Here is a 21,882-nt window from a genome sequence, read left to right as displayed (position 1 = left end):
GCGCTATTGGCCCGCGCATGACTGACGAACAGACCTCGACCTATGCCGGGCCCCAGCGGGTCTTTTCCGGCATCCAGCCCACCGGGAACCTCCATCTGGGGAATTATCTCGGTGCCCTGAAGAAATTCGCCAGGCTTCAGGATGCTGGCTGGGACTGTGTTTACTGCGTCGTCGACCTGCACGCCATCACCATGCCGTACGACACAAAGGCGCTCGCAAACCAGACGCGCCAGATCGCGGCCGCCATGATGGCAAGCGGCGTCGATCCGGAGAAGTCAGTGCTTTTCGTGCAGTCATCCGTGCGCGCGCATACCGAACTGACCTGGGTCTTCGACAGTGTCGCGCGCATGGGCTGGCTCGAAAAGATGATCCAGTTCAAGGAAAAATCCGGCAAGGACGCCGAGCGCGCATCCGTCGGCCTGTTTAACTATCCGGTCCTGCAGGCCGCCGACATTCTTGCTTACAAGGCGACGCATGTGCCCGTTGGCGAGGACCAGAAGCAGCACCTCGAGCTGTCGCGCAACATTGCCGACCGTTTCAACCGGGACTTTGACGCGCCGGATTTCTTCCCCCTGCCTGAAGCCCTGATCGAAGGCCCCGGCGCGCGGATCATGAGCCTCAAGGACGGCACCAAGAAGATGTCGAAGTCCGATCCGGCAGAGAATTCGCGGATCAACCTGATTGACGATGCCGACACCATTGCGCGCAAGATCAAGAAGTCCAAGACCGACACGCTTGGCGACATGCCGAGCGATGTCGAAGGTCTCGAGGGCCGCCCGGAAGTCGCCAATCTCGTTGGCATCTATGGCGCGCTGGCCAATATGAGTGATGAGCAGGTGCTGGCCGAATATGGCGGCAAGGGCTTTGGCACGTTCAAGCCTGCGCTCGCCGAACTTGCAGTCGATCACCTGTCGCCCATCACCGCCCGCATGCGCGAGCTGATGGACAATCCCGGCGAGATCGATGCGGCCCTGCGCAAGGGCGCGGAGAAAGCCAATGCGATTGCCGAGCCGATCATGGACGAGGTGCGGCAGATCGTCGGCTTCTGGCAGCCATAAGCTCGTGAGATGCATGGGGCTTCCAAAAAGGATGTCCCCCATGCGCCTCGCCGCCCTTCTCCTCGCCCCCGCTCTGCTCGCGGCTTGCCAGCCAGCCTCGACTGCCCCTGATGGCGAGCCGGTCCTGTCCTATAGCGATGCCTTCATCATGGCCCCGATCGCCGGGCGTGACATCACGATGGGCGGGATCGAGATATCGGTTGAAGGCGGCGATGTCAGGCTGACAGGGGTCAGCAGCGACGTGGCCACGACTGTCGAAACGCACACAATGGCGATGGTGGACGACCGGATGCAGATGCGCCCGGTCGATGGCTGGGACCTCAAGGCCGGCGATACGCTGAAACTCGACCGCGGCGGCGACCATCTGATGTTCTTCGGCGTCGATGAGGCACTGGCAGCAGGCGATACGGCCAACATTACCTTCTATTTCGACGTTGAAGGCCGCGAGGAACCGCTGACGCTGGAGGCCGAAGCCGAGGTGCGGGGCATGGGAGAGTAAGGCCCGACCGCTCTCACCAACCAGTTTTACGGCCCGGCAAGGGGAAGCCGCTACTTCTTCGATCCGGTCACGTGTTCCTGGAACTTGATGACGCGCGGGACGATTTCCTTGCGGAAGCGTGAGCCGTTGAAGACGCCGTAATGGCCGACACCCGGCTGGATGTAGTCTTCCTTCATCTTGTCCGGGATGCGCGTGCAGAGGTCATGCGCGGCCTGCGTCTGGCCGATGCCGGAAATGTCGTCCAGCTCACCCTCGACCGTCATCAGGCCGACCGTCTCGATGGCGCCCGGCTTGACCAGGCGCTCATCACGATAGCGGTATTCGCCGCGCGCCAGCAGCGCCTTCTGGAAGACGCGCTCGATGGTCTGGATGTAGAATTCTTCGGTCAGGTCGAGCACCGACAGGTATTCGTCGTAGAACACCTTGTGCTTGTCGGCGCTGTCCTCGTCGCCTTCGACAAGGTGCTCGAAGAAGCGGTGCTGGGCATCGACATGGCGGTCCCAGTTCATGTGCATGAAGGAGGTGAGCTGGACAAAGCCCGGATAGACCCGGCGGAACGCGCCGGGCCAGGGTGCGGGAACGGTGTGGATCATCTTGGAGCGGAACCAGTCGAGGCTGCGCTCTTCGGACAGCTTGTTCGGCACGGTCGGCGAGCGGCGCGCATCGATTGGCGAGCCCATGAAAGTCATCGTGGCAGGCAGGTCCGGCGAGCCATCCTCGGCCATCATCGCGATCGCCGCGAGGACCGGGGGGCCCGGCTGGCAGACCGCCAGCACGTGAACGCCAGCATCGAGGAAGTCCAGCATGTCGCGGATATGGTCGATATAATCATCGAGATCGAAGCGGCCGAACCAGATCGGCGCCATTCGCGCATCGGTCCAGTCCGTGATGTAGACATCATGCGTCGGCAGGAAGGCCTCGACCGTTCCGCGCAGCAGGGTCGCATAGTGGCCCGAGAGCGGCGCGACGATCAGCAGTTCCGGCCGGTTCTTCGGCGCATCCTCGGTGTCGAAATGGACAAGCTGGCACCAGGGCGACGCCCAGACGGTGCGCGGGACAACTTCAAGCGTACGGCCATTGATCTCAGTCGTCGGGATCTGCCACTCAGGCTTGCCGTAATAGCGGGTAGCGCGCTCGAACACGCTCGTCGCGGCCGAAATGGACCGGGCAAACTGCGATTCTCGGAAGGGGTTCGTCGGCGAGGTCCAGATTGAATGCGCCGCCTTGGCGTGCAGCCGCAACGGCGCCATGGCCGCCTTGTTCATTTCCACCAGCGTGTAAAGCACTCGACCAACCTCTCATGTTGCACTGCAACATATGCGCACAATTATCCCAAATTGCAATGCGCAGCTACTGCCGCAACAGTTGTGCCAGACAGGTGGCCATGTCCTCGGGGTTGGAATCGCCCTCGGCGAAGAAGGTCTTCAGCTTCCAGTCCTCGTCCATCAGATAGAGAAGCGAGGTGTGGTCCATCGTATAGTCGCCGGCGCTTTCAGGCGTCTCGATCCGGTCATAGCCGACGAAGAACTCATCCGCGACAGCCGCGATCTGCTCCGGCGTGCCCGTCAGGCCGACAAGGTTGTCGGGAAACGCATTGCTGGCGACATAGGTCTTCAGCGCTTCCGGCGTATCGCGCTCCGGGTCGACGCTGATCAACAAGGTCTGCGGCGGCTCGATATCCTCCGGCAGGGACCGGTAGGCATTGGCAATGCCGACCAGCGTACCCGGACAGACATCCGGGCAGTAGGTAAAGCCGAAATAGATCAGGGTCGGCCGGCCTTTGAAGTCTTCCTCGGTGACCTCGACGCCATCCTGGTTTGTCAGGGTGAACGGCCCTCCTATTTCTTCATAGGAGCGGGTTGTACAGCTTGCCAGCGATCCGCCGGCCGTTGTCTTCACCGGCTGTTCACCGCTACAGGCGACGAGAAGGGCGGCCAGCGCCACAGAGATTGTGTGAAACGGTTTCATGGCCGAATGTATGTCGCGCGAACGGGGCTGCTTCAAGCGGGCGTCTCACGCGAAACAGTGTCGCAGGAGTTCAATGGACGACGTCACAGTCAATCGGGAAGGGTTCGAGCAGGCGCTCTACAGCCTGCTGCCGACCGGGCTCGCCGGCGTCGATGCCGCGCGCGGACGCGCCCGGCTGCGCACTCTTGTCACGCTGCGCTGGCTGGCCGTGGCGGGTCAGACGGCGGCCGTCGTCGTGGTACAGTTCATTCTCGGCTTCGACATGCCGCTCGGCCTGTGCCTGACAGTCATTGCCGCCTCGGCCTGGTTGAATGTCTTCCTGTCCTTCGCGATGCGCGAGCAGGTGCTCCTAAAGGGCTGGGAAGCCACGCTGCAGCTGGCGTTCGACACGGTGCAGCTGGCCATGCTGATCACCCTGACAGGCGGGCTGTCCAACCCCTTCCTTCTCTTCCTCCTGGCGCCCGTGACGGTTGCAGCCACCAGCCTCAGGCCGCGTTTCTCCGTCATCATATCGCTGCTGGCGATCAGTTGCGCTGCCCTGATGCCGCTTTCTTCCTACGGCCTGCCATGGCGGACAGACCAGGTCTTCACCCTGCCGCCGCTTTTCGAATGGGGACATTTCGCAGCGCTTGGCATCGGGGTGCTCTTTTTCGTGATTTCGTCTGCCCGCCTGAATGAAGACGAAGCCCGGCTGGTGCGCGCGCTCGATGCGGCCTCTGTCGTTATGGCGCGCGAACAGCGCCTGTCCGCGCTCGGCGCCATGGCCGCCATGACGGCCCACGAACTCGGCACGCCGCTCGCCACCATCCACCTTGTCGCGCGGGAGCTGTCAGGCGACCTCGAGGATGAAGACCCGCGCCGTGAGGATGTCCAGCTGATCGCCGAACAGGCCGAACGCTGCCGGGAAATCCTCGGCCAGCTGAGCCGGGCCCGCGAGGCCGAGGATATCGTCCACGCCAATATGCCGCTCAGCGCGCTGGTCGAGGAGGCCGCCGCGCCCTTCAAGGGGCTGGGCGTCGAGTTGCGGGTGACCTATGCGCCCGGCGATGGCGGCGAGGCGCGCGTCCCGATGATCCGGCGCAGTCCGGAAATCCTGCACGCGCTTGGCGCGTTCATCGAGAACGCCGTCAGCTTTGCCGACAGCCAGGTCCGGGCCGTCGCGAGCTGGACCGGCCACCAGTTCATGGTGACCATAACCGATGACGGGCCGGGCTTTGCCGCAGAGGTCATGCCGAAGCTGGGCGAGCCCTATGTCTCCCAGCGCAGCGAGGCGCATCTGGGCGGCGGCGACATGGGCCTTGGCTTCTTCATTGCCAAGACGCTGATCGAGCGCACAGGCGGGCGGATCGCGACGCGAAACAGGATTCCGCCAAGACATGGCGCAATCGTTCAGGCGGTCTGGCCACGAAAAGCACTCGAATCCTTGGAATCTGACCGCATGCAGATAAATAGTCCGCAAGTGGAGAGCGAATCTGATGGACTATAACGTCACCGTAAAACTTCATGAGGCCTTGAAGGACGTCGAAGACAGGACGTGCCTCGTCCTCGATGATGATGGCCCCTTCCTGCAGCGCCTCGGCCGGGCCCTCACCCAGCGCGGCTTCCTTGTTTCTGCCGTGTCTTCGGCCGCCGAAGCCAAGGACATCTGCCGCATGAACCCGCCGGCCTTCGCCGTGCTGGACCTGCGCCTTGAAGACGGGTCGGGCCTCGACGTGGTCGAAACGCTGCACCGTTATCGTCCCGAAGCCCGCGCCGTCATCCTGACCGGATACGGCGCCATCGCCACCGCCGTTGCCGCCGTGAAGGCCGGCGCCGCCGATTATCTCGCCAAGCCGGCAGAGGTCGAGGACATCATCCGCGCGCTGGTGAATACAGGCGAGGGCATGCCGGAGCCGCCGGAAAACCCGATGTCGGCCGACCGTGTGCGCTGGGAACACATCCAGCGCGTCTACGAGCTGTGCAATCACAACGTCTCGGAAACCGCGCGCCGCCTAAACATGCACCGCCGCACCCTGCAGCGCATCCTGGCCAAGCGCGCACCGCGCTAAGGACCTTTCGGCCCAAGGTCGGACGTCTTCGCCTTCCTCGCAGGGTCAGGCGTCTTGTCCTTGAACTTGCAGATGTCGGCGATGACGCAGTCCCAGCATTTGGGCTTTCGCGCGGTGCAGACATAGCGCCCGTGCAGGATCAGCCAGTGATGGGCGCCCTTCCTGAACTCATCCGGTGTCACGCGCTCCAGTTGCGCCTCGACCTCGTCCGGCGTCTTGCCGGGCGCGAGGCCGGTGCGGTTGGAGACGCGGAAAATGTGCGTATCCACGGCGATGGTCTCATGCCCGAACGCCTCGTTCAGAACGACATTCGCGGTCTTGCGTCCGACGCCGGGCAATTTGGTCAGCTCCTCGCGCGTCTCGGGCACCTTGCCGCCATACTCGTCGACAAGCAGCTGCGAGAGCGCGATGACATTCTTCGCCTTGTTGCGCCACAGGCCGATCGTCTTGATGTGCTCGGCAACGCCCTCTTCGCCGAGTTCGAGCATCTTCTCCGGCGTGTCGGCGACCTTGAAGAGTTTCTTCGTCGCCTTGTTGACGCCGACATCGGTCGCCTGCGCCGACAGCGCGACCGCGACGACCAGCGTATAGGGATTGTGATACTCAAGCTCGGTCTTCGGCGCCGGGCGATCCTCGGCGAGCGCGGCAAAGAGCCGGGCCGTCTTCTCCGGTCCGAGCGTCGGGGCAGCGCGCTTCTTGCGCTTTTTCGGGGCGGGTTTCGCAGGTGTCTTTGTCATGGCCAGGGTCAGGGCCTGTTAATTTTGCCGCGGCGGGCGGCGGAGTTTTGGCTGCTGGCAAGGCGCCGACGCGATGGAAGGCCGAGGCCTTTCAAGCGGCGGCAACGTAGCCAGCGGGTCAAAGACCGTTGCCCGGCGTGGTGATGGCGGGACGCCTCAACCGGCTGACCGTCGCCTTGCCGCGTCAAACCGCTTGACCGGGCATTTGCCCGCTCTGCGCCTTTTTCCTTGCATGCCTTGGTCATCCGCTTGCCTCCACGACAAAATTCTCAGGTCCTGACCCCAGCGGTGTAAATGCCGCACCAGCCTTATCAAGCCTTCACTTGCCGCCTGCCCGGCCAGGCATAAAATAGGAGCCGATGAGCGAGACGCCCTCCACCGTCTATTTCGACGCGACACTGACCCCGAATGTCGCGCTCAGTCCGCGTGCCTTTCTCGTTATCATGAGCCTTGTTGGCGGCATGAGCTTTCTTGGCGGGATCATGTTCCTGTCCATGGGCGCCTTCCCCGTCCTTGGCTGGTTCGGCCTAGACGCCCTCGCCATCTGGTTCGCCTTTCGCAAGAATTTCCAGAACCTCAAGGAAGAGACGACGGTGCGCGTAACAGCCGAGACCATCCGGCTGACCCATGCCCGGCCAGGCCAGGATCGCAAGGAAGTCCACCTGCCGACGGCGTTCACCCGGCTGTCGCTGGCCTATCCCGAGCGCAAGCCGAGCGAGCTGCGCCTTGCCCATGGCCGGACGGCTTATGTCATTGGGCGTTTCCTGAGCCCGCGCGAGCGAAAATCCCTGCACGCGGCCATCGAATCCGCCATCGCAAAAGCCCGCGCCGAACGCTACTGACGAAAAAATGACGCAGGCGTCATGGTTTTCTTAAATTGTCTGTGGTAAAGTCCCTTCAAACGAGAAAACCAACCGGCAAAGACCGGACCATCAGGAGGCATCTTCATGGCTGACACAGCAACCACGGTTCGTCATAATCTCGAGCGTCCGAAGTCGACCATCCGCGAAAAGCTGATGGAGTTCCACCTCGACCGGGACGCCCCCATTCCGTCCCCGGAAGAGGTCGACATGTCGACCTTCGACATTCTCGACCCGGAACTCTGGCGCCGCGATGCGCACTGGGAATTCTTCAAGTGGCTGCGCGACAATGATCCGGTTCACTACACGCCGGACAGCTTCTCCGGTCCGTACTGGTCGGTGACGCGCTATGAGGACGTCCAGGCGGTCGATATCGACCACAAGCGCTTCTCCTCATCCTGGGAATATGGAGGCATCACGCTCGGCGAAGGCTTCGAGGATTTCGAGCTGCCCATGTTCATCGCCATGGACGAGCCGCGCCACTCAGAGCAGCGCAAGACCGTGCAGCCAGCCGTTGCGCCGAACATGCTCAAGGAATTCGAACCGCTGATCCGCTCGCGCACGCAGGGCCTGCTGGATTCGCTGCCTGTGAACGAGCCGTTCGACTGGGTCGACAATGTTTCCATCGAACTGACCACGATGATGCTCGCCACCCTGTTCGACTTCCCGTTCGAGGAGCGCCGGAAGCTGACACGCTGGTCGGATGTCGCGGTCAACCCGCACAATCCGGACATCTGCCCCGGCGGCCTCGACCAGTGGAAACAGGAACTCATGGAATGCCTGACCACCTTCATGGGCATCTTCCAGGAACGCGGCGCCAAACCGCAGAAGAATGACCTGATCAGCCTGCTCGCGCATGGCGAGAAGACCCGGAACATGACGCCGATGGAATTGCTCGGCAACGTCATCCTTCTCATTGTCGGCGGCAACGATACGACGCGGAACTCGATGACCGCCTCGGTCTACACGCTGAACAAGTGGCCGGACCAGTATGACAAGCTGAAGGCCGACCCCTCGATCATCCCGAACATGGTGTCCGAGGTCATCCGCTGGCAGACGCCGCTTGCTTATATGCGCCGCACCGCGCTGGAAGATGTCGAGATGCACGGCAAGACGATCAAGAAAGGCGACCAGATCGCCATGTGGTACGTCTCCGGCAACCGCGATGAGCGCTTCTGGGACGAAGATCCAAACCGACTGATCATCGACCGCAAGCAGGCCCGTAACCACCTCTCCTTCGGCTTTGGCATCCACCGCTGCGTAGGCAACCGCCTCGCCGAGCTGCAGCTGCGCATCCTGTGGGAAGAGATCATGGAGCGTTTCGAGCATATCGAAGTGCTCGACGAGCCGGAGCGCACCCCGCACTCCTTCGTGAAGGGCTACACCTGGATGCCGGTGATCCTGCACCCGAAGAAAAAATAGGCTGGCCGCCAGGCCAGAAAGACAAAGCCCCGCAAGCTGACGCTTGCGGGGCTTCTACTTGGGACCTCTGATGTGATGAGGATGAGGCCCCTTACTCGTCGACCTCGATCAGGCCGGACAGGCGCGTTCGCCCGCCATCCATGACCAGGGTCTCGCCTGTTATGATCGCGCTGGCCGGCTGCGACAGGTAGAGCGCAGCATCGGCGATCTCGTCCGGCTGGCTGGCGCGGCCCATTGGCGTGCGCCGTTTCAACCATTCGCTCTCGACACTTTCGGCGCGCGGGCGCAGCGCGCAGATCGCATTGACCCGGATGCGCTTTGGCGCCAGCTCCACGGCGCCGGCCTGCATCACGCCGAGAATGGCATTCTGGACAACGGCATCGCCGAAGTCCCCGTAATTCATCTGCTTTGCCGAGAGCGACATGATGAAGGTGACCGTCCCCATTTGGGCGCGGCGGCCCATCGTATCGCCGGCTTCCTCGACGCGCGCAGCGACATGCTTCTCGAAAATCTGCAGCGTCATCACCGCGCCGCGCACAGCCCGAAGCTGCAGCTTGTCGAACTCTCCGGTTTCCAGCTCGGTCAGGGGCATGGCAGGTGCGACCGGCGGAATGCAGATAAGGTGGTCGACCTGGCCATAGGCCTCGATCGCAGTGGACAGGCAGTTCTTGAGGCCGATCCGGGTGTGCAGCTCTTCATGCTGGACGATGGCCCGGTCGCGCAGATTGTCAGCAACGCGTTCGACGCGCTTGGGCTGCGGGTCGCAGGCGATCACGGCGTGCCCGGCTTCGCAAAAGCGCCGGGCGATCGCCTCGCCGGTCTGAAGCCCGAGGCCGAGAATGAGTGTGACAGGTTTTTCCATGGTGTCTCCTGATCCGGCAGGATCAGACCGTCCGGATCAGGGTACGCCGGTCTGGTCTTGCCTAGTTCGGGCGGAGAGTGACCAGTTCCTCTTTAATCTTCAGTTTCTTCCTCTTGAGATCATGCAGTCGGATCTCATCGGCAGCAGGACGCTTCTGTTCTTCTTCAATGGCCTCATCAAGCTTGCGATGGCGCGTGTGAAGTTCTTCGATACGACCTTGGATTGACATAGATCAACCTCCTTGCTTGCTGCTGAAAAACTGTGTCTTTCGGATCACAGTAAACCACAAGAAATCGGACTGGTCACGGGGATTCAGATGAAAATCGAGCCAGAAAACGACTCTTTCAGACCCTGGCTGATTTCCGGGCAGTCTTGGCGCGAAACATGGCTTCGTCGGCTTCTGCAATAAGCAAATCAGCAGAGGGCTGGCCGGCCCATTCAATGACCCCGCATGAGGCGCCAAGCTGAACGGGCGCGGCATCGGGGTCGGCGCCACTGACGGTCAGCCGGTCGATGCGCTCAACCAGGGAATCGGCCTTCTGGCGGGCATCGGCAAGCCCGGCATGGGTCAGGATCACACCGAACTCGTCACCGCCAAGACGGCCGACAATGTCAGTCTGGCGAACCTGGGAGACAAGGATGTCGCAGACCTGTTTCAGCGCGGCATCACCGGCGGCATGGCCGAACCGGTCATTGACCTGCTTGAAGCGGTCGAGGTCGATATAGACAAGGCAGAGCGGCGTGCCGTGACGGGCTGCCAGTGCAATCTCGCGCATCAGTTCGCGCTCGAAGGCGCGCCGGTTGAAGACCGGGCAGAGCGAATCGCGGTCGGCCAGCGCTTCGACCGCATCGAGCCGGTGGCGCAGGCGCGCCTCTTCCTCACGCAGCCAGATGACCTCTTCGGCCAGCGCGCGAAAGGCCGCACGGGCCGCAACATCGTGGTCAGACAGGTCGACGCCGAGGGCATTCAGCAGGTCCATGGCGGGTGATCCGGGCGTGGATTTCACCTTGGTCTGCCTGCCATTACCTGTCTCATTCCCCATACGATTCCTATACGCCAAACTGCCTTGTGCATCCAGCGATCACAGCCGCTTGACGGGGCAAGGCCCTCGCCTATTTTGGGCCGCTTCCTGAAAGGGGGCCAAATGAGCGAACGGGATCCCGTTGTCGGTGTCATCATGGGCAGCCAGTCTGACTGGCCGGTGATGAAGCTTGCCTGCGAAATGCTTGAAACGCTTGGCGTGGCGCATGAAGCGCGGATCGTTTCGGCGCACCGTACGCCGGACCGGCTGGCCGACTATGCGAAGGCTGCAAAGGGCCGTGGCCTCAAGGTGATCATCGCCGGCGCCGGCGGGGCCGCTCACCTGCCCGGCATGACCGCCGCCATGACCCCGCTGCCTGTGCTCGGCGTACCGGTGCAGTCACGCGCGCTCAGCGGACAGGACAGCCTGCTCTCGATTGTCCAGATGCCGAAAGGTGTCCCGGTCGGCACGCTGGCCATCGGCGAGGCGGGCGCGGCGAATGCCGGCATCCTCGCGGCCTCCATCATTGCGCTGGACGACCCGGCCGTCGCGGCGAAGCTCGATGCCTTCCGCCAGGCACAGACCGAGAGTGTGGCAGAGGTTCCGGAAGGATGACTGCCCTGCCGGCAGGCGCCGTGATCGGCATCCTTGGCGGCGGTCAGCTTGGCCGCATGCTCGCTTCGGCAGCAGCCCGGCTCGGCTTTGACGTGCACATCCTAGCCCCGGAGGATGATCCGCCTGCTGCGCGCGTCGCCGCCAAACACTGGCAGGCCGCCTATGAGGATGAGGACACGCTGACAGCCTTCGCCAGGGCCTGCGATGCCATCACCTATGAATTCGAGAACATCCCGGTCGCCTCCGTCGAGTTCCTCTTGAAAAAGGGCGCCATCGTCCGGCCGGGCGCAAAGTCCCTGGAGGTCTCGCAGGACCGGCTGAGCGAGAAGCGTTTCCTCAATTCCATCGGGATCGAGACCGGCCATTTCGAAGCGGTGGACTCCGCCGATGATCTGGAAAAGGCGCTCACCCTGCTCGGCGGTGAAGGCCTGCTCAAGACGCGCCGTGACGGCTATGACGGCAAGGGACAGGTCCGGCTGAAGACGGGTGACGACCTCGCCGCGGCCTATCGCGCCATCGGCGACGTGCCCGCCGTGCTGGAAGCCTTCGTGCCGTTCGAACGGGAGATCTCTGTTGTGATCGCGCGCACGGACGACGGAACGACCGCCGCGTTCGATCCCAGCATGAACGACCATTCCGGCGGCATCCTGCGCACGTCCATCGCGCCATGCGGCCTTGGCGAAGACATCATCGAGCGTGCCCGCAGCCTTGCCGAAACGCTCGCCCGGGAGACCGGCCATGTCGGCGTGATGGCGCTGGAACTCTTCGTGCTGGAAGACGGCACGCTGCTCGCCAATGAAGTCGCCCCCCGTGTCCACAATTCCGGCCACTGGACGCCGGAAGCGTGCCTCACGGGCCAGTTCGAACAGCATATCCGCGCAGTTGCCGGCTGGCCGCTCGGCCCGGTGACACGCGTCTTCGACGCGGAAATGCGCAACCTGCTCGGCAAGGAAGCCCTCGCCCCGCCCGAAACCTATACCGAGGATGCCGTGCTCACCCTTTATGGCAAGCGCGAGGCGAAGGCTGGCCGCAAGATGGGCCATGTCGTCTGGCGGACCGGGCGCGCCTCGTAAGGCGCGGGGCCGTCAGAGCAGAGACGTCGAGAGCAGGCCGAGGCAGGATACCAGCCCCACCCACGGCACCCAGTCGGGCACGCTGAACACCCAGGGGGCGGGTCTGTCGCCCTTACGCTTCAGCTGGACCAGCGCGAAGTTCACGATGGCAAAGACGCTAAGGACCAGCGCCGATGTCGTCTGCGCAAGCGCCTGCACCGGCAGCAGGAGACTGAGGACAAGCGTCGCCGCCACGACGAAGCCTGTCGCGACCAGCGGCGTGCGCGTCATGGGATTGACCCGCGCCAGTACCGGCGGCAGGCGCCCCCTGTCCGCCAGGCCGTAGAGCACGCGAGAGGCCATGATCATCTGGATCAGTATGCCATTGAGCGCTGCAATTCCGGCAACCAGCGCAAGCCCGCCGCGCGCGACATCCGCGTCCGCGCCAAAGACAAGCGTCAGCGGCGCGGTCGACTGGCGCAGCGCATCCAGCGGCACGGCCAGCACAATGACAGACGTCACGGCAAGATAGAGCAGCGTCGAGATGGCCAGCGTGTAGAGGATGGCGCGCGGCATGTTTTTCTGCGGCGCCTTTGCCTCCTCGGCGACATTTACAAGGTCCTCGAAGCCGACAAAGGCGAAGAAGGCGATCAGACCGCCGGATGCGATGCCGGTCCAGACAGACAGCTCCAGCGGCGGGACGAGTTCGCCGGCCCGCGACAGCAGGTCCGGATGGGCGGTCACGGCATAAGCGACGACGAAGACCAGCCCGCCAATCTCGATCAGGGTGAAGGCCGCCGCGATCGCGACCGATTCCAGAATGCCCCAGGCTGCCAGCACGCCGAGGCCAAGCACAATCACGGCAATCAGCAGGGCCGGCGGCACGGGCACAAGCTGCTCGATATAGGCGGCAGCCCCAATCGACACCGTGGCCGCCGAGACCAGCCCAGCCAGCGCAATGGTCAGGCCGACCAGCAGGGTCAGCCATGGCAGGCCGAGCCCGCTCTCGACAAAGACCGCCTCGCCCGCGCTGACCGGATAGTGGGTGCTGAACTCGGCATAGCTCAGCCCGCTGAAGGTGACGATGGCCGCCGCCAGCAGGAAGGAGAGCGGGGCGTACATGCCGGCTTCTTCGGCCGTCAGCCCGATGAGAACGTAAATCCCAGCCCCGATCGTGACGCCGAGACCGTAAAGCACCAGCAATGGCAGCGTCAGCCGCCGGCTAAGCGCATAATGCGGCGGCGCGGGCTCAGGCGGGGTCGGGTCGCTGGATGACATGCTGCGACACTAGCGGCTCAAGCCACCGCTCCCCAATAGGGGCAAAGCCTTATGCGGCCACAATATAGCCAATTCCCATTACCAGGATATGTTTGATGGCGATCACTTCGGGGAGCCTGAATGGCTGAAGAAAAATCCACGTTCAGCCGACCGCTCAAGGCCCTGCGCATCCAGTTCCGCTGGCTACTGCGCAAGATGTCGAACAGCATCGACCATGCTGAAGTCATCGAGCATGTGCGCAGCGAAGGCCTGCTGTCCGGCCGGTATGTCTTCATGATCGTGATGTCCTGCGCAATCGCGACGCTCGGCCTCCTGCTCTCGTCACCGGCCGTCATCATCGGCGCCATGCTCATTTCGCCGCTCATGGGACCAATCATGCTGATGGGCTTTTCGCTCAGCATCCTGGACTGGCCGGCCCTGCGGCGGGGCATGCTGTCCATGGGATGCGGAACAGTTGCAGCAATTGCAATCTCCTTTCTGATCACGCTGGTTTCGCCATTGAGCGATGCAACACCGGAAATCCTCGCCCGCACGCGGCCGAATTTCTTCGACCTTCTCGTTGCCGTCTTTTCCGGACTGGCGGGCGGCTATGCGGTAATCAACCGCAAGGGAGAGACGATTGTCGGCGTTGCCATCGCGACCGCCCTCATGCCGCCCCTGGCGGTGACCGGCTTTGGCCTCGCAATTGGGTCGCTGTCGATTGCGGGCGGGGCCTTTTTCCTTTTCATGACCAATTTGCTGGCGATTGCCCTGTCGGTAACCATCCTGTCGCGGCTCTACAGTTTCGGCGCCGGGCACGGCTCGAAGAGCACGCTCTGGCAGACGGCGCTGATCGTGTCGGTGTTTGCCGCCCTATCGATTCCACTCGGCCTGGCGCTGCGTGATATCGCCTACGAAACGCGCGTGCTGAACCTGGTGAAGTCATCGCTACTCGAACCGTTCCAGGAGAGCAGGGCCCGCGTGGCGGATGTGTCGGTCTCCTTTCCGAAGGACGGCGACCTCATGGTGCAGGCAACCGTGCGCACGCGCCAGCAGGTCGCGGGCGCGGAAGCAAGCCTCGCGGAGAAACTCTCGGCGGAGCTTGGCCGGCCGGTCCTTGTCGATCTCGACCAGGTTCTCGTGGATGAGGACAAGGCGTTGGAAACCGAAAGCTTCATGCGCCTGGCTGATAGTTCCATCGGTGCGCCGCTCAGGGAAGAGATATCCCGTCTGGAGTCGATGACCCGACAGAGCCAGGGTGCAAGCGCACTGCGCGCAGCTATCCCGTTCGAATACACAGCGGCAGACATAGACAGCAACGCCCTGCGCGCGACGATTTTCGCCAAGCCGACGGACACGCTTTCCCTGTCAGCCTTCAGGACCATAGAATCGCGAATGTCCTCGAATTTCGCAAACTGGACTGTGGTCATCATCCCGCCCGTCAGCGAATTGCCTGCGATCGCGTTCGAAACCGGTAGCGCCGAGATCAGCGACCAGGGCGAATCGGTGCTTGGCGACAGCGTCTGGGCCCTGCAGCGCTGGGGCGCCGGGGCGGTGGAAGTCGTCGGCTACGCTTCGACCTCGGGCGAGGTGCAGCGGTTCGACAATCGCAGTCTGGCAATCCGCCGAGCACAGGCGGTTGCCGATCGGCTGCAGGCGCTCGGTTTCGAGGCAACGCCCATCGGTGAGTATCGCGCCTTCCGCCAGACCGCCAACGAACGCGAACGCGGCTATCGAAGCTTCCAGGCGGTCATTATCCGGCCCGTCAGCTGACCGGCCGCCCGGCGCAAGGCGAGAGGCAGTCTGCTCAGGATTGAACCGGACCGGGCCCATACACCGCGTTCCGTCAGCGGGACGGTTGCGCCGCAGGTCCAGGCCTGCTTGCTGGGCCGGATGACCAACATTCTGCTGATCAACGGCCATCAACCCTTCCCGACCTCCCCCGGCAAGCTCAACGCCGCTCTCACCGCCTTCGCCGCCGATTTCTTCGCGGCCAGGGATTGCCCGGTGCGCTGCGTGGAAACGAAGTCGGCCTGGGACCTGGAAACTGAAATCGGCAACCAGCTCTGGGCCGGTCTGATCATTGTCCAGTTTCCCCTGAATTCGATGGGGCTGCCCTGGTCGCTGAAGCGCTATTTCGATGAAGTCTACACAGCCGGCATGGATGGGCGCCTGGCAAAAGGCGACGGCCGCTCCCGGTCGGATCCCGGCCGTCAGTATGGGTCTGGCGGACGCATGCAGGACACGCGGTACATGTTGTCGGTGACGTCCAACGCGCCTCAAACAGCTTTTGGAGATGCGCGGCAGACGCTGTTTTCCGGCCGGTCGATCGATGACCTGCTCAGCCCGGTGCATATCAACTTCGCCTTCTTCGGCGCATCCGCCTGCCCGACCTTTGCCGCCTATGACGTCAGCAAGGGCGGCAGGACGGCTGAGGATTTCAGACGGTATGAGTACCACCTTCTGGCGGTTTACGACCTGCTTGGGGCCTGATCAGCCCCGCCCGCGCAGCCGGTCGAGCAGCTCGAGCGCCGGCTTGGCGAATTTCGACCCGGTCTGGCCGAGCTTCATGGCATTCTGCAGGCGCTTTTCGATGAAGGTGTCGAGATCGTCTTCGGACGGCTCATCCAGCCAGTACAGCACGATGGGCGGCAGCACGGCCGAGAGCAGGCCGCGCTTGGTTTCGCGGTTATAGTCCGTGGCGGTATCGCCGGCGGCAGTCCAGATCGTGTCGGCAACCTTCCAGGTGCGTTTTGCCGCATCCGGAGCATGCCAGGGCAGGAAACCGCGCGTCGAGGCGCGCTTCACCGCCGGCCGGTAGGGCGCGAGCGCCGCGAGCCAGGCCTTGATGCCCTCTGCCACCCGCTCATGCGTGCGCAGGCCGGAAAGATCGGCGGTGGCGAGTGTCTCCAGCATCTCTTCCTCGGCCCGGTCGAAGAAGCGCTCGATCAGGTCCGCAACGCCATTCGGCGCGGCGAGTGCTTTTTCTTCGGAACTTATGCCCGCCTCGCGCGCTGATAAGGTAAGGGCGTGGTCCGTCCAGCCTTCGTCTTCGACGATGGGCAGGAGGGCATCGAGCCACTTGTCCTGAAGCTGGAGTGATGGTCGTACTGTCATTGCTGGCTCCGGGAGTAGGCAAGCCTCATATTTGGTGATATAGGCCCGCCATTCGTCGTTTCACGCCAGAATTCCGTTCGGGCTCTGACAGGCCCGGGCAAAACCAATGGAGATTGACCCATCGTACAGATCGTTGTCCGCGACAACAATGTCGAACAAGCCCTTCGCGCGCTGAAGAAGAAAATGCAGCGTGAGGGCCTTTTCCGGGAAATGAAATCCCGTACGCATTTCGAGAAGCCTTCCGAGAAGAAGGCTCGCCAGAAGGCAGAAGCTGTGCGCCGCGCTCGCAAACTTGCTCGCAAGCGCGCCCAGCGCGAGGGCCTGGCATAGACACCAGCCCGCCAGTTCTGGCGTAGAGATGAGACCCCTTCGGTGCGAGCCGGAGGGGTTTTTCTTTTGGGGTCAGGCTTCGCCCTTCTTCTTCCCCGGAATGAGCTTGGTGAACCACTTGCCGACATCGCCGACGCCCGCGCCGTGCACCGCCCCGGCCCGGTAGACCCGTGAGGCGAGCCACAGCACCAGCAGCGTCGCGGCGACCATCATCACCAGAAGGCCCGTCACCTCCCAGAGCGGGGGCTGGGCCGGGACGCGCAGGATGAGCAGGAAGGGCGTAAAGACCGGGATCCAGCTCATCACCGACAGGATGGGGGATTCGGCATCCGAAATCGCCACCACGATCATGAACATCGGCACCATCAGCATCACGATGAGCGGCGTCATCAGCGTCTGGGCTTCCTGGATCGTGTCGCAGAGGGACCCCAGCGCGAGGAAGACCGCGCCATACATGAGGTAGCCGAGGATGAAGCTCAGCACGGCCGGGACGAGCAGGCTGGGCTTGGCAATGGCACTGACCACGGTGAACAGCATTTCGCGCGCTTCGGGCGGCATGACGCCGGAAAAGGCATTGCCGACAACGACCGCGCCGATCACCCAGACGCCCATCAGCGTCAGCGCAACAGCCAGCACTGCCAGCAGCTTGCCCGCCAGCATGTCCGGCAGCTTCACGGAGGTCAGCAGCGAGTCGAAGATCTTGTTGGAGCGCTCCTCGATCGTGCCCATCAGCAGGTAGTTCACCACCGAGAAGATCAGGAACCAGAGCAGGAAGGCCAGCATCACGGCGGCGAAGAAGGGCGCGCGGTCGGCCAGGGTGACCTGTGAGCCGGTCGCCGCGGCAGAGGCCGGGCGGGCGCGCTTTTCTGCAATGCTGCGACGGCGGCTTTCGGCCTCACTCAGGATACGCGGACTGACGCCGGCCTCGGCAAAGACGCGCCGTTCCGTCAGCGTACGCTCGGCCGCGCGCACCTTGGCGAGCAGCGACTGGGCGGTGATGTTCTCGCTCCAGTATTCGATGTCGCCATCGCCTTCAGGCACGAAGATCGCGGCAAACAGGGTCTGCGGCCCGTTCGGGCTGTCCACGGCACGCTCGCCCAGCAGATAGGGCTGGATCGCCTCCTCGGTGCGCCCGGGCGGGTCAACATAGATGAAATCGGCCTGCGGCAGCTCGATGGACGTCCCGCCTGCCTCGGCCAGCGCCTCGTCGACCGTGGCGCCCGCATCGATGGCCGCGTCAAACGCCTCGACCGTCTCATTCGGCTCGCCATTCAGCACACCCACCGGGTCAAGCGCGGTGCGGGCGATACTGATCCGGTCTTCCTCGATCTCGGTCTTCAGCGCATCGGTGAAATCGGTGCCGGTCTCGATGACAGTGTAATAGCGCGTCGGCTGCGAGGCGGCCGCCCAGGTCGGCGCCATCATGCCGACGCCCATCAGGATCGGGGTAAGCAGCAGGCCGAGCCAGAAGCCCCAGGCCTGCACATAGCCGAGATAGTCCCGGCGCGCGACGAGATAGATTGACCGCATCAGGCTGCCTCCCCCTTGGCTGCATGGGCTGCCAGCGACTGGCGCAGGTCTTCGGCCTCGGCGTCGGAGACGAGCGAGACGAAGACATCGCGCAGGCGTGCATCCTCCGGCCGGAAACTGGTGATCGGCGCGCCCGCATCGATGGCTGCGCGCAACGCATCCTGCGCATCGCGCCCTGACGGCAGCGAGACACGCCAGGTATCGCCATGCTTCTCGTTCTCGCCAAAGCCCTTGGCCGTCATGGCGCCATCGAGGTCAAATCCGTCGCTGACCCCGATGAGTACAGCCCGGCCGAGTGCACCGAAGGCCTCGTCCAGCGTGCCGTCAAAGACCTTGCGCCCGCGCGCCATCATCACGATGGAATCGCAGAGCCGCTCGGCATGCTCCATGACATGGGTCGAGAAAAGGATGGTCGCGCCGCGTTTGTGTTCCTCGATGATCAGGTCTTCGAGGCCCTGCTGGTTGACCGGGTCGAGGCCGGAAAACGGCTCGTCCAGGATCAGGAAGTCGGGCCGGTGGGCGAGCGAGGCGAGGATCTGGACCTTTTGCGACATGCCCTTGGAGAGCTTCGAGATGCGCGAGCGGCTGAACTCGGTCAGCCCCATCATCTCGAGCAGCTCGTCGGCGCGCTTGCGGCTCTCGCCGGCACTCATGCCTTTGAGGCGCGCGAAATAGGAAATGATCGCGCGCGGGCTCATCTTCTTGTAGAGGCCGCGCTCCTCCGGCAGGAAACCGACATGCCGCAGGGAGTCGATGTTCGGCCGCTCGCCGAACAGGCGCACCTCGCCTTCGTCGGGCGACAGCACCCCCAGCGCCATACGCAGGCTGGTCGATTTGCCCGCGCCATTCGGCCCGAGAAAGCCAACAATGGCCCCCTGCGGAACGTTCAGTGACAGGTCGCGGACGGCGGTAAAGAAGCCAAACCGCTTGGTCACGTTTTCCATTTCCAGGGGTGCTGACGAGGTCATGCGGCCTCCACTTTGCCGAGTCTTCTCGACTCTCGATAATCTATGACCCACCTATTCGACTAGCCCTTGCCAAGCGATTAAATCGGTCGCAGGCTTCAGCAGATGAAGTCTCCGCTAGATCATCGCCAGGCCGACGGGATCGGCATGTCCAGCGCACCGTCCGACCATGCGTGCACGGACAGTGAGATAACGGGCGGCCAAGCCCAGGAAGACGACATCAAGCGCATCGATGCCGCGCTGCGCCGGCTTGAGGATGGCCGTTTCGGCCTCTGCCTCTATTGCGGCGACCAGATCAGCATGAAACGCCTCGACAGGGACCCGGCCATCATGAGCTGCGGGACCTGCAACGAGGACTGACGTCTGGCCCCACCCCGACCCTCCCCAGAGGGGAGGAGGCGCAAGCCTGACCAGATCGCAATGCCATCCCCCTCCCCTCTGGGGAGGGTCGGGGTGGGGCCCATTGCGGCAAATCCAGGAAAAAAGGCCCTAATTCAGCCCCTCGCGGCCGATGGCATAGAAGCGGTCGCGGCGCTGGCGTTTCAGTTCGGCCGGTGACAGGTTTTCCAGCTCGCCCAGCGCCTTCTCGATGGCCCGGCCGGCCTGGCTGATCGCACGCTGCGGGTCGCGATGGGCCCCGCCAACCGGCTCCTTCACGATCGCGTCAATGACTTTCAGCTTCAGGAGATCGTCAGCCGTGATCTTCATGGCTTCGGCCGCATCGCGGGCCTTGGCCGCGTCGCGGTAGAGGATGGAAGCGCAGCCCTCCGGCGAGATCACCGAATAGATGGAATGCTCCATCATCAGAACCTTGTTGGCCGCCGCGATGGCAATCGCCCCTCCCGAGCCGCCCTCGCCGATGATCAGCGAGACCATTGGCACGTCCAGCGTCAGGCAGCGCTCGGTCGAGCGGGCAATCGCCTCGGCCTGGCCGCGCTCCTCACCAGCCTTGCCGGGAAAGGCGCCGGCGGTGTCAACGAAGGACAGGACGGGCAGCTTGAACCGGTCGGCCAGCTCCATCAGGCGCACCGCCTTGCGGTAGCCTTCCGGGTGGGCCATGCCGAAATTGTGGCGCAGGCGGCTCTCTGTCGTGCGGCCTTTTTCGTGGCCCATGATCATCACGCTGCGGCCCCGGAAGGTCGCCAGGCCGCCAATCACGGCCTCGTCGTTTCCGAACACCCGGTCACCGGCCAGCTCCTGGAAATCATCGAACAGGTGCTCGATGAAGTCGGTGCAGTGCGGGCGCTCGGGATGGCGGGCAACCTGGGTCTTGCGCCATGGCGACAGCGAGGAATAGGTGTCCTTGAGCTGCTTGGCAGCCTTGTCCTTGAGCTTTTTCAGCTCGTCGGAGATGGACGGGCCTTCACCTGTCGTGCTCAGCGATTCCAGCTCGGCAATCTTGGTCTCGAGCTCGGCAATCGGCTTTTCAAAATCGAGGTATGTCGTCGGCATGGGGAATAACTAGCGGCAGTCGGCGCAGAATCCTAGAGTTTTCAACCGCCCCTTGTGCGCTCGAAATACAGGACATCCTTGCCGTCGAGGCGGACCGTCCCGGCCTGGTGATAGCCGATCCGGGCCGCAATCCGGCGCGAGGCGTGGTTCTCCTCGTCGATGATGCAGACGCTTTTCGGCTCATCGACCTCGATATCGAACCAGTCGTGGATGGCTTTCACCGCCTCGCTCGCATAGCCCTTGCCGTGCAAGGCTGGCGAGATGACCCATCCGCATTCCGGCAGGCCCCAGAAATCCGGTTCGGAGTCGCGGTGGAAATCGGCAAAGCCGACCTCGCCGACGAAATCGCCCGTGCGCCGGTCCTCGACAAACCAGTAGCCATAGCCGAGCGTCGCCCACAGGCCGCGGCTACCCAGTACGCTCCGCGTCCAGACCAGCTGCGGCGGGCGGGCAAGCCCACCAATGAAGCGGATCGTGTCGGGATGGCTCCAATGCGCCTTCAGCGTCTCGAAGTCGGAAGCCTCGACGCCGCGAAGCCTCAGCCTTTCGGTCAGGATGACCGGGACCGGCCGTCCCCTCATCCCTGGCCGGCTTTCATCTGTTCGAGCATCGCCTTCATCGCGCCGTGCACGGCCTGCATGCCCTTGAGCGGGCGGACCATGACCTTGAAATCGGTGATGAGGCCATCTGCGTCCCATTCGATCATGTCGATGCCGTTGACGGTGATCCCGTCCATCTCGCACTCGAATTCGAGGACGGCCTTGTCCCCGCAATCGAAGACACGGACATAGCGGAAGGTGTCATTGGCGAGTGTCTGGCCGGCGGCGCCGAGATACATCATCGTGATCGCCTTGCCCTCCTGCGGGGTGTGCACGACCGGGCTCTGGAAGACGACATCGTCATGCAGCATGCCCGAGAGCTCTGCCGGGCCGTGCGAGCCGTGGAAATAATCCATCCAGCGCTGCACATTCTTCGAATATCCGGTTGTCGCGACCATGTGGGGCTCCCTCTCTTTGCCTGCCTGCATAGCCTGAAGCGCACCGCCTGCGATAGCCCCGGCGCTGGTACAGCAGGCCAGCCTGTGATTT

25 protein-coding genes are annotated in these 21,882 nt (G+C 63.4%); 12 read left to right on the top strand and 13 right to left on the bottom strand.

The window, feature by feature from the left end:
• Positions 1-17: 17 nt before the first annotated feature.
• Both trpS and D1223_RS08415 read left to right on the top strand, forming a co-directional pair.
• Positions 18-1,058, top strand: a complete 1,041-nt coding sequence (trpS, locus tag D1223_RS08420; protein ID WP_119375943.1) for a tryptophan--tRNA ligase — start codon at positions 18-20, stop codon at positions 1,056-1,058.
• A gap of 40 nt (positions 1,059-1,098) precedes the next feature.
• Positions 1,099-1,557, top strand: coding sequence for a copper chaperone PCu(A)C (locus D1223_RS08415; RefSeq protein WP_158588437.1), 459 nt, complete (start codon positions 1,099-1,101; stop codon positions 1,555-1,557).
• 50 nt (positions 1,558-1,607) lie between these two features.
• Here the strand turns inward: D1223_RS08415 and D1223_RS08410 are convergent, their stop codons facing one another.
• Together D1223_RS08410 and D1223_RS08405 are read right to left on the bottom strand one after the other, a co-directional pair.
• Positions 1,608-2,843 carry a polyhydroxyalkanoate depolymerase gene (locus D1223_RS08410; RefSeq protein ID WP_119375941.1) on the bottom strand — a complete coding sequence of 412 codons (1,236 nt, stop codon included), beginning with the start codon at positions 2,841-2,843 and terminating at the stop codon, positions 1,608-1,610.
• A gap of 64 nt (positions 2,844-2,907) precedes the next feature.
• Positions 2,908-3,561 (bottom strand): SCO family protein, encoded by a 654-nt coding sequence (locus D1223_RS08405; protein ID WP_233353091.1) that lies wholly within the window; start codon positions 3,559-3,561, stop codon positions 2,908-2,910.
• A gap of 37 nt (positions 3,562-3,598) precedes the next feature.
• On the opposite strand from D1223_RS08405, the gene D1223_RS08400 reads away from it, so the two are divergent.
• Both D1223_RS08400 and D1223_RS08395 read left to right on the top strand, forming a co-directional pair.
• Positions 3,599-5,011, top strand: coding sequence for an ActS/PrrB/RegB family redox-sensitive histidine kinase (locus D1223_RS08400; RefSeq protein ID WP_119375940.1), 1,413 nt, complete (start codon positions 3,599-3,601; stop codon positions 5,009-5,011).
• On the top strand, positions 5,001-5,573 hold the full coding sequence (locus tag D1223_RS08395; RefSeq protein WP_119375939.1) for an ActR/PrrA/RegA family redox response regulator transcription factor: 573 nt from the start codon (positions 5,001-5,003) through the stop codon (positions 5,571-5,573). The genes D1223_RS08400 and D1223_RS08395 overlap by 11 nt, the downstream gene beginning before the upstream one ends.
• On the opposite strand, the gene nth is transcribed toward D1223_RS08395, so the two are convergent.
• Positions 5,570-6,310 carry an endonuclease III gene (gene nth / locus D1223_RS08390; RefSeq protein ID WP_119375938.1) on the bottom strand — a complete coding sequence of 247 codons (741 nt, stop codon included), beginning with the start codon at positions 6,308-6,310 and terminating at the stop codon, positions 5,570-5,572. The two genes, D1223_RS08395 and nth, sit on opposite strands and share 4 nt — an antisense overlap.
• Before the next feature lie 359 nt (positions 6,311-6,669).
• On the opposite strand from nth, the gene D1223_RS08385 reads away from it, so the two are divergent.
• Complete coding sequence (locus D1223_RS08385; protein WP_119375937.1) at positions 6,670-7,152, top strand: DUF2244 domain-containing protein; 483 nt, start codon at positions 6,670-6,672, stop codon at positions 7,150-7,152.
• Between the two features lie 105 nt (positions 7,153-7,257).
• Entirely contained in the window at positions 7,258-8,592 is a 1,335-nt protein-coding gene (locus D1223_RS08380; RefSeq protein ID WP_119375936.1) for a cytochrome P450, read from the top strand.
• 91 nt (positions 8,593-8,683) lie between these two features.
• On the opposite strand, the gene D1223_RS08375 is transcribed toward D1223_RS08380, so the two are convergent.
• The 3 genes from D1223_RS08375 to D1223_RS08365 all read right to left on the bottom strand — a co-directional run bounded on the left by D1223_RS08375 (position 8,684) and on the right by D1223_RS08365 (position 10,497).
• Positions 8,684-9,454: an SDR family NAD(P)-dependent oxidoreductase gene (locus D1223_RS08375; RefSeq protein ID WP_119375935.1), complete on the bottom strand. Its 771-nt coding sequence runs from the start codon at positions 9,452-9,454 to the stop codon at positions 8,684-8,686.
• Positions 9,455-9,515: 61 nt separating this feature from the next.
• Positions 9,516-9,683, bottom strand: a complete 168-nt coding sequence (locus D1223_RS08370) for a YdcH family protein (RefSeq protein ID WP_119375934.1) — start codon at positions 9,681-9,683, stop codon at positions 9,516-9,518.
• 115 nt (positions 9,684-9,798) lie between these two features.
• Complete coding sequence (locus D1223_RS08365) at positions 9,799-10,497, bottom strand: GGDEF domain-containing protein (RefSeq protein WP_119375933.1); 699 nt, start codon at positions 10,495-10,497, stop codon at positions 9,799-9,801.
• Positions 10,498-10,599: 102 nt separating this feature from the next.
• On the opposite strand from D1223_RS08365, the gene purE reads away from it, so the two are divergent.
• Both purE and D1223_RS08355 read left to right on the top strand, forming a co-directional pair.
• On the top strand, positions 10,600-11,091 hold the full coding sequence (gene purE / locus D1223_RS08360; RefSeq protein WP_119375932.1) for a 5-(carboxyamino)imidazole ribonucleotide mutase: 492 nt from the start codon (positions 10,600-10,602) through the stop codon (positions 11,089-11,091).
• Positions 11,088-12,164: a 5-(carboxyamino)imidazole ribonucleotide synthase gene (locus D1223_RS08355; RefSeq protein WP_119375931.1), complete on the top strand. Its 1,077-nt coding sequence runs from the start codon at positions 11,088-11,090 to the stop codon at positions 12,162-12,164. Before purE ends, D1223_RS08355 begins: the two co-directional genes overlap by 4 nt.
• A gap of 12 nt (positions 12,165-12,176) precedes the next feature.
• Here D1223_RS08355 and D1223_RS08350 read toward each other — a convergent pair whose 3' ends face one another.
• Positions 12,177-13,421, bottom strand: coding sequence for an APC family permease (locus tag D1223_RS08350; protein ID WP_119375930.1), 1,245 nt, complete (start codon positions 13,419-13,421; stop codon positions 12,177-12,179).
• 120 nt (positions 13,422-13,541) lie between these two features.
• Between D1223_RS08350 and D1223_RS08345 the strand changes: the two genes are divergently transcribed.
• Complete coding sequence (locus tag D1223_RS08345; protein WP_119375929.1) at positions 13,542-15,173, top strand: DUF389 domain-containing protein; 1,632 nt, start codon at positions 13,542-13,544, stop codon at positions 15,171-15,173.
• Positions 15,174-15,293: 120 nt separating this feature from the next.
• Positions 15,294-15,893 (top strand): NAD(P)H-dependent oxidoreductase, encoded by a 600-nt coding sequence (locus D1223_RS08340; RefSeq protein ID WP_119375928.1) that lies wholly within the window; start codon positions 15,294-15,296, stop codon positions 15,891-15,893.
• On the opposite strand, the gene D1223_RS08335 is transcribed toward D1223_RS08340, so the two are convergent.
• Complete coding sequence (locus tag D1223_RS08335) at positions 15,894-16,517, bottom strand: COQ9 family protein (protein ID WP_119375927.1); 624 nt, start codon at positions 16,515-16,517, stop codon at positions 15,894-15,896.
• Between the two features lie 120 nt (positions 16,518-16,637).
• On the opposite strand from D1223_RS08335, the gene rpsU reads away from it, so the two are divergent.
• Positions 16,638-16,847, top strand: coding sequence for a 30S ribosomal protein S21 (rpsU, locus tag D1223_RS08330; protein ID WP_026180774.1), 210 nt, complete (start codon positions 16,638-16,640; stop codon positions 16,845-16,847).
• A 72-nt stretch (positions 16,848-16,919) separates the two neighbouring features.
• On the opposite strand, the gene D1223_RS08325 is transcribed toward rpsU, so the two are convergent.
• On the bottom strand, positions 16,920-18,377 hold the full coding sequence (locus D1223_RS08325; protein ID WP_119375926.1) for an ABC transporter permease: 1,458 nt from the start codon (positions 18,375-18,377) through the stop codon (positions 16,920-16,922).
• Positions 18,377-19,345, bottom strand: a complete 969-nt coding sequence (locus tag D1223_RS08320; RefSeq protein ID WP_119375925.1) for an ABC transporter ATP-binding protein — start codon at positions 19,343-19,345, stop codon at positions 18,377-18,379. Before D1223_RS08320 ends, D1223_RS08325 begins: the two co-directional genes overlap by 1 nt.
• 102 nt (positions 19,346-19,447) lie before the next feature.
• Here D1223_RS08320 and D1223_RS08315 point away from each other — a divergent pair, with 102 nt between their 5' ends.
• Positions 19,448-19,702 carry a TraR/DksA family transcriptional regulator gene (locus tag D1223_RS08315; RefSeq protein WP_119375924.1) on the top strand — a complete coding sequence of 85 codons (255 nt, stop codon included), beginning with the start codon at positions 19,448-19,450 and terminating at the stop codon, positions 19,700-19,702.
• Between the two features lie 129 nt (positions 19,703-19,831).
• Here D1223_RS08315 and D1223_RS08310 read toward each other — a convergent pair whose 3' ends face one another.
• The 3 genes from D1223_RS08310 to D1223_RS08300 are packed head-to-tail and all read right to left on the bottom strand — an operon-like array spanning position 19,832 to position 21,791.
• Positions 19,832-20,794 carry an acetyl-CoA carboxylase carboxyltransferase subunit alpha gene (locus D1223_RS08310; RefSeq protein ID WP_119375923.1) on the bottom strand — a complete coding sequence of 321 codons (963 nt, stop codon included), beginning with the start codon at positions 20,792-20,794 and terminating at the stop codon, positions 19,832-19,834.
• Between the two features lie 41 nt (positions 20,795-20,835).
• On the bottom strand, positions 20,836-21,375 hold the full coding sequence (locus D1223_RS08305; protein WP_119375922.1) for a GNAT family N-acetyltransferase: 540 nt from the start codon (positions 21,373-21,375) through the stop codon (positions 20,836-20,838).
• The gene (locus D1223_RS08300) at positions 21,372-21,791 is read right to left on the bottom strand and encodes a nuclear transport factor 2 family protein (RefSeq protein ID WP_233353090.1); all 420 of its coding nucleotides are present in this window, start codon (positions 21,789-21,791) and stop codon (positions 21,372-21,374) included. The genes D1223_RS08305 and D1223_RS08300 overlap by 4 nt, the downstream gene beginning before the upstream one ends.
• Positions 21,792-21,882: the final 91 nt, after the last annotated feature.

The organism is Henriciella mobilis (assembly GCF_003576285.1).
GTDB lineage: Bacteria > Pseudomonadota > Alphaproteobacteria > Caulobacterales > Hyphomonadaceae > Henriciella > Henriciella mobilis.
The sequence above is the reverse complement of the archived record's forward strand: the minus strand, read 5'-3'. Positions and strand labels throughout refer to the sequence as shown.